The organism is Thiohalophilus sp. (assembly GCF_034521165.1).
In the GTDB taxonomy this organism is placed as follows: domain Bacteria; phylum Pseudomonadota; class Gammaproteobacteria; order UBA6429; family Thiohalophilaceae; genus Thiohalophilus.
On the sequence record NZ_JAXHMV010000001.1, the window covers coordinates 113,331 to 130,121 of the forward strand.

Consider the following 16,791-nt stretch of genomic DNA (forward strand, 5'->3'; position numbering starts at 1 on the left):
CATTATATACGAGGTCTTGCACAGAAGGACTTGTCGCAGAGACGGAGGTGACACATGTCCCCATCGAACAAAAATTCCTTCTGGAGTCCCGTCCAGTCCCTGTTCGCGCGTTTCAAGATCAGTCACAAGCTGTGGCTGGGTTTTGGCAGTATGGCCGTGCTGCTGGTGATCGTCTCTGTCACGGCCCTGACCAGTCTCAACAGTGCGCAGAACAAACTGGGCGAAGTCGTCGAAGTGAGCCAGCCGATGGTGCTGGCGTCGATGCAGTTGGCGGACCGGCTCGATCGAACCAGTGCGGCACTGGGCTTTTATCTGTTGAGCAAGGAAGAAAGCGATAAACAGGAGTATGAACGCAATCTGCAGGAACTGGACGTCGAACTGAATCAGTTAAAAGTCTTGACCGAACGGGTGGACGACCCGCAAATCAAGCAACGCATTAACCAGATTGCCGACAACATTGCCGAATATGCCACCTATAAACCGCGGATGCTGGAGCTGGCGACCAACTTTGATCAGAACCAGCCCGGTATTGGTCTCTCCTCTTCCAAGATGGCCCCGCTGGCCGCCGATATCCAGCAATACCTGAGCCAGATGATTCGCTCCGAAAGCACCGAACCGGCGACCCCGCAACGCCGTGAGCTGCTACTGGAAATGGTTGAGCTGCGCCAGATCTGGATGAACGTGCTGAACGAGAACCGGGCCTTTATCTCCTTCCGCGGCCCTTCGAATATGTCCAACGTCAAGCTCTATCGCGAGGGGTTTCTCGAGGCGCTGGATAAAATTGCCGCCCAGGAGGCGTTGCTGACCTTCGAACAGCTGGATGCGGTGGGGTCGATCCGATCCCTGGCACAAGAGTATATTGATTTTCAGGATCAACTGTTCAAGGTCCACAGTGGTGAGCAATGGCGCACCGATTCCCATCTGATCCGGACCGAGATCGGTCCGCTGATCGATGCGATCAAAACCGACATCGACTGGCTGGTTAACGATCAACGTACCGAAGTGGAAGCATCTTCCCAATCATTGCTGACGGAAGTGACGGCCACCCAGGGCCTGGTCGGTATCCTCTTGATCATCGGTCTGATCGTCAGTGTGGGCGGCGGTCTGTTGCTGGCGGGGTTGATTACCCGGCCCATGCGTGCCGCCGTCACCGCCATGGAAGATATTTCCGAAGGGGAAGGCGATCTGACCCGGCGCCTGGAGGTGCAGGGCAAGGATGAGATGGCCCAGCTGGCGGGAGCATTTAACAGGTTTGCCGACAAGATTCAGGAAACCATCAAACAGGTTTCGGGCGCGACCACGCAACTGGCGTCGGCCGCCGAGGAAATGTCGATCATTACCAACGAAACCAGCGACGGGGTGAATCGCCAGCGTAATGAAACCGAGCAGGTGGCCACCGCCATGAACGAGATGACCGCCACCGTGCAGGAAGTGGTCAATAATGCCGACTCGGCGGCCGAAGCGGCCGGCAATGCGGATAACCAGGCGGTGGAAGGTCGCTCAGTGGTCAACAATACAATTGACTCGATCGACCGTTTGGCCTCGGAAGTGGAAAAGGCCGCCAATGTCATCAACAACCTGGAGAAAGACAGCGAGCAGATCGGCACCGTGCTGGAGGTGATCCAGGGCATTGCCGAACAAACCAACCTGCTGGCGTTGAACGCCGCTATCGAGGCGGCCCGCGCCGGGGAACAGGGTCGCGGTTTTGCGGTGGTGGCCGATGAAGTGCGTAACCTGGCCAGCCGTACCCAGGAGTCGACTGAAGAGATCAAACAGATGATCGACAAGCTGCAGGCCGGCGCCCGGGATGCGGTCAAGGTGATGGAGGAAGGTCGCAGCCAGGCCGGCTCCAGCGTGGAACAGGCCGGGCAGGCCGGGCAGTCATTGCAAAGCATTACCGAGGCGGTCAACCGGATTACCAGTATGAATCAGCAAATCGCTGAAGCGGCCCGCCAGCAGGGCCAGGTGGCCGAGGAGATTAACGAGAGTATTATCAATATTACGCACGTGGCGGACAGCTCCTCCAACAGCACCGAGCAGCTGGCGACCGCCAGCCATGATCTGGCCCGGCTCTCTTCGGAACTGCAGACCCTGGTCGGCCGTTTCAAGGTCTGACGTCTCACCGCTACAACCGGCGGTGCCAGAGTTACCTGGCACCGTATCCCCCCGTCGTTTGGCCTGTTTCAAGGCAGCGACTTTGTCCGGTGGTGCAAAATCGTGCACATAATCGGCACGATTCATTTTGCTCCCTGCCCCGATCCCCCGTAGAATCGCTGCGTACTATCCGCGCCGGTCAACGACCGGTGAACGCCTATTCGATATAACGATATGTCATGAACGCCAAATATACTGCTGAGTCTATTGAAGTTTTGACCGGCCTGGAGCCGGTGCGCAAGCGCCCGGGCATGTATACCCAGACCGAGCGTCCCAATCATCTGGCCCAGGAAGTCATCGACAACAGCGTCGACGAGGCCATTGCCGGTCACGCCAAACGGGTCGATGTGGTGCTGTTCAAGGACGGCTCCCTGCAGGTCAGCGACGACGGGCGGGGTATGCCGGTGGATCTGCATCCCGAAGAGAAAGTCCCGGGAGTGGAAGTCATCCTGACGCGGCTCCATGCCGGCGGCAAGTTCTCCAGCAAGAACTACCAGTTCTCCGGGGGCCTGCACGGTGTCGGGGTGTCAGTGGTCAATGCCCTGTCCAAACATCTGGAGGTCTGGATCAAGCGCGATGGCAAGGAATACAACATCGCCTTTGCCAACGGGGATAAAAAATCGAGCCTGGAAGAGATCGGCACCGTCGGTAAACGCAACAGCGGTACCACCCTGCGTTTCTGGCCCGATCCGACGTTTTTCGACTCCCCGAAATTCTCGGTGCCACGACTCAAACATGTGTTACGCGCCAAGGCGGTCTTATGTCCCGGCCTGCTCGTCACCTTCCAGGATGAAGCCGGCAAGGAAGAGATCGAATGGTGCTATGAAGATGGTCTGCGTGATTATCTCAAGGGCGAGCTGGGTGGCGTTGAAATGTTGCCCCCGGATATTTTCGTCGGCAGTTTCAGCGGCAACCTGGAAGCGGTGGACTGGGCGCTGGCCTGGATCCCCGACGGTTCGATCAACGTCAGTGAAAGTTACGTCAACCTGATCCCGACGGCCCAGGGCGGCACCCATGTCAACGGCATGCGCACCGGCCTGACCGAAGCGGTGCGCGAGTTTTGCGAATTTCGTAATCTGATCCCGCGGGGCGTCAAGCTGGCACCGGAGGATATCTGGGAGAAACTCAGTTATATCCTGTCCGTGAAGCTCGAGGATCCCCAGTTCTCCGGCCAGACCAAGGAGCGGCTCTCCTCGCGGGAGTCGGCGCCGTTTGTCTCCGGCGTGGTCAAGGATGCTTTCGGTTTATGGCTCAATCAGCACAGCGACCTGGGTGAGCAGATCGCCGAGCTGGCGATCAATAATGCCCAGAGCCGGCTGCGCGCCGGTCGCAAGGTGGTGCGCAAGAAAGTCACCCAGGGGCCGGCACTGCCCGGCAAGCTGGCCGATTGTTCCGCGCAGGATTTGAGTCGTACTGAACTGTTTCTGGTCGAGGGCGATTCGGCTGGCGGCTCCGCGAAGCAGGGCCGGGATCGCGAGTTTCAGGCGATCATGCCGCTGCGGGGCAAGATTCTCAACACCTGGGAAGTCGAGCCGACCGAGGTACTCGGTTCCCAGGAAGTGCACGATATCTCGGTTGCCCTGGGCGTCGATCCCGGCTCCGAAGATCTTTCCAGCCTGCGTTATGGCAAGGTGATCGTACTGGCCGATGCCGATTCGGACGGCGCGCATATCGCTACACTGCTGACCGCGCTGTTCCTGCGTCATTTCAAGCCGCTGGTGGACGCGGGGCATGTCTATATCGCCATGCCGCCGCTCTATCGGATTGATGTCGGCAAGGAAACCTATTATGCACTGGATGACGCCGAGCGTCAGGGTACCCTGGATCGTATCGCGGCGGAAAAAATCAAAGGCAAGGTGCAGGTTACCCGCTTCAAAGGTCTGGGCGAGATGAATCCCCTGCAGCTACGCGAGACAACCATGGATCCCGACACCCGGCGCCTGGCACGGCTGGTGACCGAAAGCGGTGACGGCACCCAGCAGATGATGGATATGCTGCTGGCCAAAAAGCGGGCGGGCGATCGCCGGGCCTGGCTGGAGAAAAAAGGCGACCTGGCGGATATCGAGGTCTAGTAGATATATCCTGGAAATAAACGCGGAGGACGCAGAGACGCGGAGGCGCGGAGGCCGTAAATAATTATTAATGTTGAATTGTGAGCTGGCATTTCATTCAAAATTCAACATTAAAAACTCAACATTGCTTTACAAACTCTGCGCCTCCGCGTCCTCCGCGTTAATAAAGTGAAGTTCACTAAGTGACGAGTATCTATGAGCAATCAATTCGAAGAAAATATTGAACTGCTGCCGCTGAAGGAGTTTACCGAGCGGGCGTATCTCGATTACTCGATGTACGTCATCATGGATCGGGCGCTGCCGCATGTGGGGGACGGGCTCAAGCCGGTGCAGCGGCGCATTGTGTATGCCATGTCCGATCTCGGCCTCAAGGCGGGATCGAAGTTCAAGAAGTCCGCCAGAACGGTCGGTGATGTGCTGGGTAAGTTTCATCCTCATGGCGACACCGCCTGCTATGAGGCCATGGTGCTCATGGCGCAGCCGTTCTCCTATCGTTATCCGCTGCTGGAAGGCCAGGGCAACTGGGGCTCGCCGGATGATCCCAAGTCCTTCGCGGCGATGCGCTACACCGAGGCCCGTCTGTCCCGCTACGCGGATCTGCTGTTGTCCGAGCTGGGGCAGGGGACGGCTGACTGGGTGCCCAATTTTGATGGCACACTGAGTGAGCCGGAAGTCCTGCCCTCCCGGGTTCCGCATGTATTGATGAACGGGACGACCGGCATTGCCGTGGGAATGAGTACCGACATTCCGCCGCACAACCTGACCGAGTTGCTTAACGCCTCGGTCCATTTGCTGGAAAACCCCAAAACCACCATCAAGGAACTTTGCAAGCATCTGCCCGGACCGGACTATCCCACCGACGCGGAGATTATTACCCCGAAAGCCGATCTGGTAAAAATGTATGAAACCGGCCACGGCTCGATCCGCATGCGCGCCCGTTACGAGCGGGAAAAAGACGACATCATTATTACCGCGCTGCCCCATCAGACTTCGCCGGCCAAGATACTGGAACAGATTGCGGCCCAGATGCAGGCCAAAAAACTGCCGATGGTGGTGGATCTGCGTGACGAGTCGGATCACGAGCATCCGACGCGTCTGGTAATCGTGCCACGCTCCAACCGGGTGGACGCGGCTGAAGTGATGACCCATCTGTTTGCGACCACCGATCTGGAGCGGACCTACCGGGTCAACATGAATGTCATCGGTCTCAATGGTCGACCCGGCGTGCGTCACCTGAAGGATCTGCTCAATGACTGGCTGACTTTCCGTATCGATACCGTGCGCCGGCGCCTGGAACATCGCCTGGACAAGGTCAGCAAGCGGTTGCATATCCTCGACGGCCTGATGATCGCCTATCTCAATATTGATGAGGTGATCAAGATCATTCGCGAGAATGACAAACCCAAGCCGGTGTTGATGAAACGCTTCAAACTGTCGGATGAACAGGCCGAAGCGATCCTCGAGTTAAAATTGCGGCATCTGGCCAAGCTCGAAGAGATGAGTATTCGCACTGAACAAAAAGAGCTGAAAGAGGAACAGGCTGAACTGCAGAAAATTCTGGGTTCCAAACAACGCCTCAAGACACTGGTGAAAAAGGAACTCAAGGAAGTCACGAAGGAATACGGCGATGAGCGGCGTTCACCGATCGTGACCCGTGAGGCCGCCCAGGCACTGGATGTCACCGAACTGGTCAGCGCCGATCCGGTGACGATCGTGCTGTCGGAAAAAGGCTGGATCCGGACCGCCAAGGGTCACGAAATGGACCCCACCGAACTGAATTACAAATCGGGCGACGCTTATCTTAACAGCGCCCTGGGCAAATCCAACCAGCTGGCCGTGGTGATCGATTCTACCGGGCGTACCTATGCCTTGCCTGCACACACCCTGCCGTCGGCACGAGGCCAGGGTGAGCCGCTGACCGGTCGTCTGAGCCCGCCATCCGGTGCCATCTTCTGTGGTGTGGTGACCGGGAGTGCCGATCAACTGGTGCTGCTGGCGACCAGTCATGGTTACGGGCTGATCACCAAGCTGGAAGATATGATTACCCGTAACAAGAAGGGCAAGGCCATGCTGAAAGTCCCCGAGGGGGCAAAGGTTCTGCCGCCGGTGCCGGTAACCGACATGGAGACCTACTGGGTCGCGATGGTCTCCAATGAAGGCAAACTGCTGATTCACCATGTGGCCGAGTTACCGATACTGCCCAAAGGCAAGGGCGTCAAGATTATGAACATCCCGCCGGCCAGGGCGAAAAGCGGCCAGGAATACGCCACGGCCGTGACGGTACTCGAGGAACAGGACAGCCTCAAGATTTACTCGGGCAAAAGGCACAAGGTGCTCAAGCCCGAAGAAATGGAGCCTTATGAAGGTGAACGGGCCCAGCGGGGTATCAAACTGCCTCAGGGTTTCCGTAACGTGACACGCATGGAGTCGGTGGAGGAATAGCCCACTCTAAATAAAGGTTTCCAATACCCGGTCCCCCTGTAGGGTGGAACAAGCGAAGCGGTTTCACCTGAACTCCGGCATCTCCGTATCGGCAGGGTGTCACGCAGGCTATCGCCAGCGTGACCTGCAGGGTTAGCCAGAGTATAAGGTGTGCACGAATTTGGAACCGTTATTCAAGCCGGGTAAAACTCAGTTTTGTAACCCCGGCGGGCTGATTACACTGCCTTCCTGTTGCAGACGCTTCAGCTTTTCCAGTACCCGTCGGGCACGATCGATGTGGGCTTCCAGTTGCTGGTTGCCCGGGTCGATGCTGCGCAGTGATTCCCATATCTGCAGCGCCTGCTGTATTTTGCCCTGGCTGTACAGATACCGTGCCGACTCCATGCGCTGATTGATGCCTTCCTGCAAACGTTTACTGAGGTTGTCGAGCAATTCCAGTGTTTCATCATCCAGTGAGCCGTACTGCCCCGAACTTTGCAGGCGATCCCGGGCCCGTTGCAGGTTATCCAGACTGTTGCCCTGTCTTAGCTCGGCCATGAGATCGATAATCCGGTTTTTATATCGGGTAAGACGGGCTTCACGTGCCTCCCCGATGCGCTCGCGAGTATCTGCCAGTCGCGGGTCCTGCTTCAGTGCCGGTTCCAGGCGTTCTGCCAGGAGCAGGCACTGGCGTGCCAGATCAATGTTATCGGCGCTGTCCGCGGTCAGGGCGCATTCGACCAGTGCCCGGGTTGTCTGTTGTCGATCGCTTTCATAGTCGCGAATGCCGTCAACAGAACGGTAATTATGCGGAATGGCGGCTTTAACCCGACTGTAAATCGAGGCATTTTGTTTCAGCCAGCTCCCCTTGTTGATCAAAAGCCGGGTCTCAAGGGCAGCCAGATATACCTGGCGTTGTTCGATAAAATCCTCATGCGCTTTGCGTAGCGCTTTACTATCCGGGTATTTATGCAGTGCTTCCTGATAGAGTTGAGAGGCGTTATACCATTCGTTTCTGGCAACGAGCTGCCGCGAACGGGCAATAGTCTCTTTTTCCAGTTTGGCCGCCAGTGACAGGATCCGTGCCTTTTGTTTCATCAACAGGGCGTAATTACGGTTATCCTCACGGACATGTTCCAGGGTATCCAGGGCTCTGCCATATTGTTCCTCTTCAATCCACTGATCGACTTTTTCCGGCAGATTGGAATCAAAGGAGTGCAGGTAGGCACAGCCCGTGAAAGAAAGGGCGAGGCTGAAAACTACAAAGAGACGAAGGAAATTCATGCAACACTTTTGCCCGAGAGAATTTCATGCAACTGGGCGTCCATGGTGGCCCGGTAAGTTTGCGTGATATCATTGACGATATAGGTGGACACTGGTTCGGCAATACCGCGCAGGTGAATGGATTTGTGCTTCTGGGCGAGTACGCGCCAGTTAATGTCGCTGTCTTTGTAGAAAGGTTCGGTGATGACAATCTGCCCTTTTTCGGCAACCGTGTGAAGTCGGGAGGCCAGGTTAACGGCCTCACCCACGACAGTGTATTGCATGCGTTCGGGAGAGCCCATGTTTCCGGCAAGCATGACTCCGCTATTGACCCCGATGCGGAAGTAAACAGGGTATTTTCCGTCCCGTATCCGTCGGGCATTCAGGGTTTCAACCAGGCGCTGAATCATGACGGCGCAGGCGATGGCATTAAATTTGTGTTCTTCATCGTTGTCCGGAATGCCGAACACGATCATCGCGCAATCACCCATGTATTTGTCGATTGTCCCGCGATAAAGCTGACTGACCATGGAAATATACGAGAAGTATTCATTGAGCAGGTCAGCGACTTCATCCGGCGGCAGTTTTTCGGACATACTGGTGAAGCCGACAATATCGGCAAACAAAACGCTGCCTTGCATATGTTTTCCACCCAGATGAACCGAGTCAAGATTGGAGAGGATCTGTTTGGCAACATTGGGCGAGACGTAGCGTGAAAACGCATTTTCCACCTGGGTTTTTTCCAACAGGCCCTTTGCCATGTCATTGAAGGCCGAGGTCAGATAACCGATTTCATCGTTACGCCGTTCCTGAATACGATAGCCGTAGTTGCCGCTGCCAATTGCTTTGCTGGCGTTCATTAGCTGATGTATCGGACGGGACAGGCGATCCCCCATTATAAAGGCAATAATAATACCGAGGATGATCATAAGAATGGTCGCGGCGGCAATCGCACTGATAGTATGCTGAATCGATTTGTTCAGCGCCTCTTCACTGAAACTGACCAGGGCATGGCCGGCGATAACGCCCTGAAAACGAATGGGCGTCATAAAAGCCACCGCGCTGGTGTAGGTACCGGCATCGCTGGATGACTGCCAGGGTACACTGTAGCTGTTATTGCCAATCCGGGTTGATTCGCCGTAGAGGTTGATAATGTCACCGGAGGGATTGGCGCCGGACGAGGCCAGAACTTCGCCATTGTCGGAATAAATGGCTGCGCCGAGCACATTTTCGTTCGTGCCCAGGTTGCTGATGACGACCATCAGGCTCAGCGTGTCGTCCGACAGGACCAGTTCCTTTGACGATTCGGCGACCTGGTTGACCATGGTCTGACCAAACTCATCCATCTGGCCGCGCAGTAATTCGGTCTGATTGGTTACGATAACCAGGCCAAGCAGAATCATCCCGCCGCTGATAAGCAGGGTAATAATCAGCGACAGTTTATAGGCAATGGGGAAGTATTCCGGCAGTCGATTGTGAATGAGCCGGCGCAGGCGAAAGCCGATCCGCGCCCGCCAGTGTTTGATGCGATGAATGATGCTGCGTTGTGCCGGGGGTGAAGCCATAGTTTCCTGTTATCCGGGTGGTCAGGCCTTTGCCCTGCGCGCAAGGGGGCAGATTGGCTGGCTGACGCCGCCGGATGTTCCTCCGATTTGGTGAGTCTGGTGCTTCCCAGTGAGGTATAATCCCCTATATATTAAAGCATAATCGACCGGGCTGCGCCTACGCATGAGGAATCCGGCGCCCGTCCGACAATTTTGTGATCTGTGTCATAAAATACCGGGAAGGAGCAATAAAGGCTTGAAAAGGGTCGTACAGAGATGGGCAGGGTTAAGGCCATGACGGGCTGGCTCAAGTCATCCGTCATGCTGGCGACGAGCGCCATGGCGCTGTTGCTCGGTGGTCTGCCGTGGCTGGGGTTACTGTACACGCAGGACTGGGCGCCGGTCCCGCTATCGGTGCCGGGATTGTTGGCCGCACTGGTCTTCGCCGCGGGGCTGATCTGTCTGTTTGCTGCCCGGCTTTACTGCCGGCAAATTCTCAAGGCCCGTCATCTGCAACAACCGCTCGGCGGTCTGGAACAGTGGTTGCATACCACCTCGTTCCGTCTGGCGCTGCGACGCGGAATCAGCCCGCCGCGTATCGCCATCTATCCTTCCCGTGAGTTTAATGCCTTTGCCCTGGGGCTGCGCCGTCACAAGGCAACCATCGTCCTGAGCGAAGGGCTGGTGCACGGATTGACGCCGCGGGAGCTGGAGTCGGTTCTGGCGCATGAGATCAGTCATATTGCCAATGGCGATGTACAGGTACTGGCCCTGTTGCAAGGTGTGCTGACGGTTTTCATCGAGTTACCGGCCAGAATGCTCGATGCACTGGCGCGGAGACTCTGGCCCGGCTATCTTGCCGGCGGTGCGGTTTACTGGATTACTGTAGTGGTGTTACAGCTGGCGGGCGGCTGGCTGGCCAGCTTGCTGATTATGCGTTTCAGCCGGCATTGCGAATACCGGGCCGATCGACAGGCCGCTGAACTGGTCGGTCACAGGCAAATGCGCGCGGCCCTGCGTTATCTGGATACCATGATGCAATCCGGGCAGGGCAGGCAACTGGCGGCGTTTGGTCTGTCCGGGCGACTTAAATTCCGTTTTATGCAGTTGTTTAACAGCCATCCCATGCTGTTTGAGCGAATGGCGGCCTTGCGTCGGCTAAATGACCAGTGTCAGGATAAGCTCTCGGCTCAGACGCCGACATGAATGAATAATAAACCAGAAAAGCCGAGGAGTTCGTATGTCTTTAATTCGCCCGTTTGCCGGCCTGCGGCCGGTACCGGAACACGCCGATGATGTCATTGCCCCGCCCTATGATGTATTAAATACGGAAGAAGCCAGAGAAAAAGCCCGGGGTCGGCCTTACAGTTTTTTGCACATTTCCAAGCCGGAGATTGATCTGCCCGAAGGGACGGATCCCTATTCCGAACAGGTCTACAATCAGGGCGCCGAGAATTTGCAAAATCTGATAAACAAAGGCGTACTCATGCGGGAGCCGCAGGCGTGTTATTACCTGTATCAGTTACAGATGAACGACCATATTCAGACCGGCCTGGTGGCGGTCGCCTCGGTGGCCGAATATGATCGCAACCGGATTCGCAAGCATGAATACACCCGACCGGACAAGGAGGCCGATCGGGTCAGGCAAATTGACGCGTTGAATGCCCAGACCGGGCCGGTATTTTTGACCTATCGGCATAACACCACCATCGATTCGCTCACCGACAGAGTCAGCCAGTCCACGCCGCTTTATGATCTTACTGCCGATGACGGTGTGCGTCATATACTCTGGCGCATTACGGAGCAAAAGGATATTGACCTTATCACCGATACCTTTGAGGCAATGGACTGTCTGTATATCGCCGACGGTCATCATCGTTCGGCGGCGGCCTCGCGCGTGGCCGAAATGCGCAATAGCGGCGCACGTGAGGTTGGCGAGGCCAGTCACGACTATTTCCTGTCGGTCATTTTTCCGGACAATCAGATGAACATCCTGGACTATAACCGGGTGGTGCGGGATCTCAACGGCCTGGAGCCGGCGGAGTTTTTGCAACGGCTGGAGGAGCGGTTTGACGTGCAAACCAGTGACCAGCAGGTCAAACCCGCCCGTTCCGGTGAGTTCGGTATGTACCTGTCCGGACAGTGGTACCGTCTGACGATCAAGCCGGCACAGATACCGGAGCAGGACCCGGTGGGGCGTCTTGATGTCAGTCTGTTACAAAACAACCTGATCGAGCCGGTACTGGGGATCGACGATCCGCGTCGCGACAAGCGCATCGACTTTGTCGGTGGCATACGCGGTCTGGACGAGCTGGAAAAACGGGTCGACAGCGGTGAAATGCAGGTGGCCATTGCCCTCTATCCGACCGCCCTGTCCGAACTGATGGCGGTGGCCGACGCCGAAGAGGTGATGCCGCCCAAATCCACCTGGTTCGAACCCAAGCTGGCCGACGGGCTGGTTTCGCACGTACTGGATTAAAAAATCAAAACCGGTGCGGCCGTTAGTTTCTTTAACGGTGTCTGAACAGGTGATCCGAATACCAGTTCATTGACCCGGTAGCCTGGATCAAGGAGCAACGCGACGCATCCAGGTTTTTCCGGGGTTCAGGTGGAACCGCTTCGCTTGTTCCATCCTGCAGGGGGGATCGGATATTCGGAACTTTTATTCAGTCTTCCTGAATCTCGGCTTCCTGGGTGACCCGCAAGACCTCTTCCAGAGTCGTATCACCGGCCAGTACCCGGCGTAGTCCGTCTGCGTGAATCGAGGTGGCCTGCTTGCGCACATACCGTTCCATGGCCTGTTCTCCCTTGCCGTCGTGGATCATCTGGCGCAAAGTGTTGTCGACCTCGATGACTTCGTAGATACCGGTGCGGCCCCGGTAGCCGAGTCCGTTGCAGGCTTCGCAACCGACTGCCTGATAGAGTGTCGGCGCGCTATCAGTGGCGGGATCCAGTCCCATATGTTTCATGTCGATCGGCCCGACCTCGAACGGGGATTTGCAGTGCGCACAGAGCACGCGCACCAGCCGCTGGGCCATGACCCCGACCAGGCTGGAGGCCAGCAGGAAGGGCTCGATCCCCATATCGCGCAGACGGGTGACAACGCCGATCGCGGTATTGGTGTGCAGGGTGGAAAGGACCAGGTGACCGGTCAGGGAGGCCTGGATGGCGATCTCCATGGTCTCCACATCCCGGATTTCGCCGACCATCACCACATCCGGGTCCTGGCGCAGGATCGCGCGCAGACCGCGGGCGAAAGTCATGTCGACCTTCTGATTTACCTGGGTCTGGTTAATGCCGTCCAGATAGTATTCGATCGGATCCTCGACCGTCATGATGTTGCGCTGGCGATCATTAATCGCGGCCAGGGCGGCATACAGGGTGGTGGTTTTCCCCGAGCCGGTGGGACCGGTGACCAGCAAAATGCCGTGGGGGTGGTGAATGACCCGCTCCAGGCGATCGAGATCGCCGGATTGCATGCCAAGATGGGTCAGATCGAGGCGCCCGGCCTGTTTGTCCAGCAGACGCATCACCACCCGTTCCCCCTGGCCGGTCGGCAGGGTGGAGACGCGCACATCCACCGGCCGTCCGGCCAGCCGCAGGGAGATGCGGCCGTCCTGGGGCAGACGTTTTTCCGCGATATCCAGCCGGGCCATGACCTTGATGCGCGAGGTGAGCAGGGGCGCGAGTCCGGCCGGCGGTTGCAGAACCTCGCGCAGTACGCCATCCACCCGAAACCGTACCACCAGGCGGTTTTCGTATGTTTCGATGTGAATGTCGGAGGCGTCCTCGTGGATCGCCTCGGTCAGCAACGCATTAATGAGCCGGATAATCGGGGCGTCATCCTCGGATTCCATCAGATCGGTGGGCTCACCCAGTTCACTGGCAACACGGGCCAGATCGATCCCTTCATCCATGCCGGCGATGGCATAGGCGGCTTCGCCGGAGGTACGTTCATACAGATTGCGCAGCAGGGTTTCGAAATCCTCCGTGCTGACCGACTCCAGCATCAACGGCTGGCCCATATGACGGCGCAGCTCGGCGATCGCGCCGGGATGGACATCGGCACGGCAGGCAACACGAACCGGGCCGGCGGTTTCCTCCGTGTTATTGCCTTCTGAAGCATCGTTGGGCAGCGGTACCAGCCCGTGCTGTCGGGCAAAGGAATAGGATATGGAATTTGGAGCGAGATTGTCAGCCATGGTCAGTCAATGCCTACTACCAGTTGTTGTTCGCGTCCGCCGCGTTCCACCTGCAGGCGCAGTTCGCGAACCGTTTCCAGTTGATTGATCAGTCCGCTCATCTGTTGCATGTCGCTGACCGGGATACCGTTGATTGCCGTGACAATGTCATTTTCTTCGAGCCCGGCGCGCTGGAAATAGTCCCGCCCTGCAGATCGCGGCTGAATACGAAAGCCACGAATTCCGTCCCCGCTCATGATCGGCGTGAACTGGATCAGGTCGGCAAGCCGCCGGGGATTGTTATTCAGCTCTTCACGCAATTGGGTCAGTTCATTGCGTGGGATGTGGCTTTGTTCGGTTTCGACGGGTTCAGGTTCGCGCGCTGAACTGTTGACCGGAAATTCACCCGGCGATGCCGCCTGGACCCCGGCATCCGTTTGGGATATATCCAGTTTGTCGCGTGCCAGGGGGAGCATCTCGAAGCGCCCGGCACGCGAGAGGATGACCCGATCCCGATGAACGTATTTGAGTATCGCGTTGCCGGGCAGATTCGCGCCGGTGGTATAGACTCGCTGATCGTTGCCCCGGGCGATGATGGCAACCCCCTGGCCGTCTCCGCCGATGGCCAGGATCCCGGTCAGGCGCAAGTTGAGGCGGGTTTTGGGTGCATCGGTGGGGACTGTCGATTGACGCGGCTGCGTGGCGGGCGGTGTCCCGAACAGGTGGATCGTCGCCAGATCCGAGAGACTGGTTTTCGTGCTTTGCAGGGAGTTGCCGTCAAAGGCTTTGGTTTTTGTTGCATCGACCGGGGTGGCGACGCCGGCGCTTTTGAGCGGCACGGGCGGATCGGCCAGAAAAAACCAGGTCAGTTGGGCCGCGGTTGACGCCAGCAGGACCACGGCCAGGGCCTTGAGCAGGGTGGCAAGACGGCGCACATACGGGGCACCGGTCTGTGGCGTAGCCAGACTGCTGAGACGTTCGTTAAGCATGTTCATGGGGCTATTGTCCATCGGCGGAGGCTTGCCGTCGAGTCCGGGGTTGCAATGGCATGGCAAACAGGCGCTGAATCGTACCGCCCCGGGCCAGTTCCAGCGTCAACTCGACGGCCAGTAACTCGGGATTGATCCTCTGTTGCCCCCTCAGCGGCCAGCTGTCGGTGGTCAGCGTGGCAGCCGGGTCCGCGACACCGCGTTCGCGATAATAGAACTCGAACTCCAGTGCCTCGAATCGGCGGCGGGGCTCTTCGGTATCACCGGCCAGGCGGGTTCGATAGGTCGGCTCCTGTGGGCTGCCGTCAAGGTGGCTCCAGATCAGCCGGTAGAGTACGCCGTCCTCGAGTTGATAACCGATTCGGGTCAGCCGGCTGCGTTGCGGGCCCGGGCGTCCGCCGCTGGTCACCAGTTCCAGACGCGGGTCCATATCCAGCAGATCGTAGCTGAGCGGCGGGTGCGTCTCACCCCACGGATCGCGCCAGTGGCGCTGGGCCAGTTGCAAGAGATCGCGTTCGATGACCCCTATGGCCAGTTGCAGCTCGCCCAGCCGCTCCCCTTCGGCGATGACGCGGCTGCGGTTTTCCAGGACCACCTGCAAGCCGCCGTAAGCCATGGTCGAGACCAGGGCAAAGATGGACAGCGCGACCAGCAGTTCCAGCAGGGTAAAACCGGTTGTTCGAACGGGGCGGATCACTGCGCCGCTCCCTCTTCTGCATTTTCATTCGCGGTCTCGGCGCGTGGCAGGCTATGCCAGATTTCGCGTCTTACCACGGCCCGCTCGTCACCCGCGCCGGCGCGATAGACCGCCACGTCCAGACGCAGCAGCCCGGGCAGGTTGATCGCCATGGGCAGCGGTGGCTCGGCGGTTTCGGCAGTGAGTTGCCACTCCCACGCCTGGTCGCCCAGTTCCGTTTTACCGCGCCGTTTCCCCGGGCCCGAAAGGGGTTCAATTCCCGCCTCGATCCGGGCCAGGACGTTGTCGGCCACCCAGCCGGCGTAGGTTCGCTCGCGCAATTCAACGGTATTGATCGCGGTCTGGCTGCCCACACGGATGGCCGCCGCCAGGGCGATGGCCAGCACGGCGACGGCCACCAGGACTTCCAGCAGGGTAAAACCGCGTTGCGTGCTGCCCGTCATGGTTAACCCCGCTCCTGTTCCAGTGTGAGGCGGCCGTTCATCTCGCCAATCAGTCGCAGCTGGCGGTCGGGCTGGTCGCGATCCCGCAGCACCAGCTCAAAGGGAGTGAGGGTGCCGTCTTGCTCCAGAAATATATTGGGCGAGGGATGTTCCGGGGCCCATTCCAGCTTGACGGGCCGGCCTTCCACCCGCAGTTCCAGCTCCAGCCCGGCGTCGCGCAGGGAGCGCGGCCGCAGGGTGCGGTCGTCGGGAATGTCGCGCCACTCCAGCACCTCGTTGTTAATCAGCTGCTGGCGTTGAAAGTGATAACCCTCGGCGGTAAAGGCGATACCGACGGGAGGCGCGCCGAGCATCACCTCATGGTGGGCCAGATTGATCAGCGCCACCAGGCGTTCGCCGCGTTCGCGCAGCGTGCGGTTCGGGTCCGAGACATCGATCGAGAGAACCACCAGACCGGCGAGAATGGTCATGATGGCGATAACAACCAGCAGTTCCAGCAGGGTGAAACCGTGTTGGCGGCGGTCAGTCCAGATTCCAGTTGCCAATATCCGCATTGACGCCTTCGCCTCCCGGCTTGCCGTCGGCGCCGAGACTGTAGAGATCGAATTCGGCATGTTGCCCGGGATGGAGATACTGGTAGGGGGTGCCCCACGGATCGCGCGGTACCTTGTCCAGATAGCCCTGCCAGTTGCGCGGTTCGGGCTGGCCGCCGGGTTCTTCCACCAGCGCCTCCAGCCCCTGATCCGTGGAAGGATAGACGCTGTTGTCCAGACGATAGAGATTCAGTGCCGACTCGATGGCCCGAATGTCCTGGGCCGCGGCATTGACCCGGGCGCTGTCCGGACGGTCCATGATGCGCGGGACGACGATACCCGCGAGGATACCGAGAATCACCACCACCACCATAATTTCAATAAGCGTGAAACCACGCTGGGATCGTTTTGTCATGTCAGCTTCATTGGTTGGGATTGAATATCGTATTGACCTGTAACAGTTTTCAGATGATTAGTGTCATCGGTTGACGTAT

Annotated in this window: 13 protein-coding genes; 5 read left to right on the forward strand and 8 right to left on the reverse strand. The window is 58.1% G+C overall.

What is annotated here, in order from left to right; genetic code table 11:
- Positions 1-54 precede the first annotated feature (54 nt).
- The 3 genes from U5K34_RS00570 to parC all read left to right on the forward strand — a co-directional run bounded on the left by U5K34_RS00570 (position 55) and on the right by parC (position 6,668).
- Positions 55-2,115, forward strand: a complete 2,061-nt coding sequence (locus U5K34_RS00570; protein ID WP_322566591.1) for a methyl-accepting chemotaxis protein — start codon at positions 55-57, stop codon at positions 2,113-2,115.
- 218 nt (positions 2,116-2,333) lie between these two features.
- Positions 2,334-4,226 (forward strand): DNA topoisomerase IV subunit B, encoded by a 1,893-nt coding sequence (gene parE / locus U5K34_RS00575; RefSeq protein WP_322566592.1) that lies wholly within the window; start codon positions 2,334-2,336, stop codon positions 4,224-4,226.
- A gap of 195 nt (positions 4,227-4,421) precedes the next feature.
- Positions 4,422-6,668, forward strand: coding sequence for a DNA topoisomerase IV subunit A (gene parC / locus U5K34_RS00580; RefSeq protein ID WP_322566593.1), 2,247 nt, complete (start codon positions 4,422-4,424; stop codon positions 6,666-6,668).
- A gap of 189 nt (positions 6,669-6,857) precedes the next feature.
- Here parC and U5K34_RS00585 read toward each other — a convergent pair whose 3' ends face one another.
- Positions 6,858-7,931: a hypothetical protein gene (locus tag U5K34_RS00585; RefSeq protein ID WP_322566594.1), complete on the reverse strand. Its 1,074-nt coding sequence runs from the start codon at positions 7,929-7,931 to the stop codon at positions 6,858-6,860.
- A complete protein-coding gene (locus tag U5K34_RS00590) occupies positions 7,928-9,475 on the reverse strand; it encodes an adenylate/guanylate cyclase domain-containing protein (protein ID WP_322566595.1) in 1,548 nt (515 codons plus the stop codon). The genes U5K34_RS00585 and U5K34_RS00590 overlap by 4 nt, the downstream gene beginning before the upstream one ends.
- Before the next feature lie 273 nt (positions 9,476-9,748).
- Between U5K34_RS00590 and U5K34_RS00595 the strand changes: the two genes are divergently transcribed.
- Positions 9,749-10,660, forward strand: a complete 912-nt coding sequence (locus U5K34_RS00595; RefSeq protein ID WP_322566596.1) for a M48 family metalloprotease — start codon at positions 9,749-9,751, stop codon at positions 10,658-10,660.
- 34 nt (positions 10,661-10,694) lie between these two features.
- On the forward strand, positions 10,695-11,933 hold the full coding sequence (locus tag U5K34_RS00600; protein ID WP_322566597.1) for a DUF1015 domain-containing protein: 1,239 nt from the start codon (positions 10,695-10,697) through the stop codon (positions 11,931-11,933).
- A 187-nt stretch (positions 11,934-12,120) separates the two neighbouring features.
- Here U5K34_RS00600 and gspE read toward each other — a convergent pair whose 3' ends face one another.
- Genes gspE through gspG form a run of 6 tightly spaced genes read right to left on the reverse strand, consistent with a single transcriptional unit; the run spans position 12,121 to position 16,712 of the window.
- A complete protein-coding gene (gene gspE / locus U5K34_RS00605; protein ID WP_322566598.1) occupies positions 12,121-13,656 on the reverse strand; it encodes a type II secretion system ATPase GspE in 1,536 nt (511 codons plus the stop codon).
- A gap of 2 nt (positions 13,657-13,658) precedes the next feature.
- On the reverse strand, positions 13,659-14,630 hold the full coding sequence (gspC, locus tag U5K34_RS00610; RefSeq protein ID WP_322566599.1) for a type II secretion system protein GspC: 972 nt from the start codon (positions 14,628-14,630) through the stop codon (positions 13,659-13,661).
- 4 nt (positions 14,631-14,634) lie between these two features.
- Positions 14,635-15,321, reverse strand: coding sequence for a type II secretion system minor pseudopilin GspJ (gspJ, locus tag U5K34_RS00615; protein ID WP_322566600.1), 687 nt, complete (start codon positions 15,319-15,321; stop codon positions 14,635-14,637).
- On the reverse strand, positions 15,318-15,764 hold the full coding sequence (gene gspI / locus U5K34_RS00620; protein ID WP_322566601.1) for a type II secretion system minor pseudopilin GspI: 447 nt from the start codon (positions 15,762-15,764) through the stop codon (positions 15,318-15,320). Before gspI ends, gspJ begins: the two co-directional genes overlap by 4 nt.
- Positions 15,765-15,766: 2 nt before the next feature.
- Positions 15,767-16,309 carry a type II secretion system minor pseudopilin GspH gene (gene gspH, locus U5K34_RS00625; RefSeq protein ID WP_322566602.1) on the reverse strand — a complete coding sequence of 181 codons (543 nt, stop codon included), beginning with the start codon at positions 16,307-16,309 and terminating at the stop codon, positions 15,767-15,769.
- The gene (gspG, locus tag U5K34_RS00630) at positions 16,287-16,712 is read right to left on the reverse strand and encodes a type II secretion system major pseudopilin GspG (RefSeq protein WP_322566603.1); all 426 of its coding nucleotides are present in this window, start codon (positions 16,710-16,712) and stop codon (positions 16,287-16,289) included. The genes gspH and gspG overlap by 23 nt, the downstream gene beginning before the upstream one ends.
- Positions 16,713-16,791: the final 79 nt, after the last annotated feature.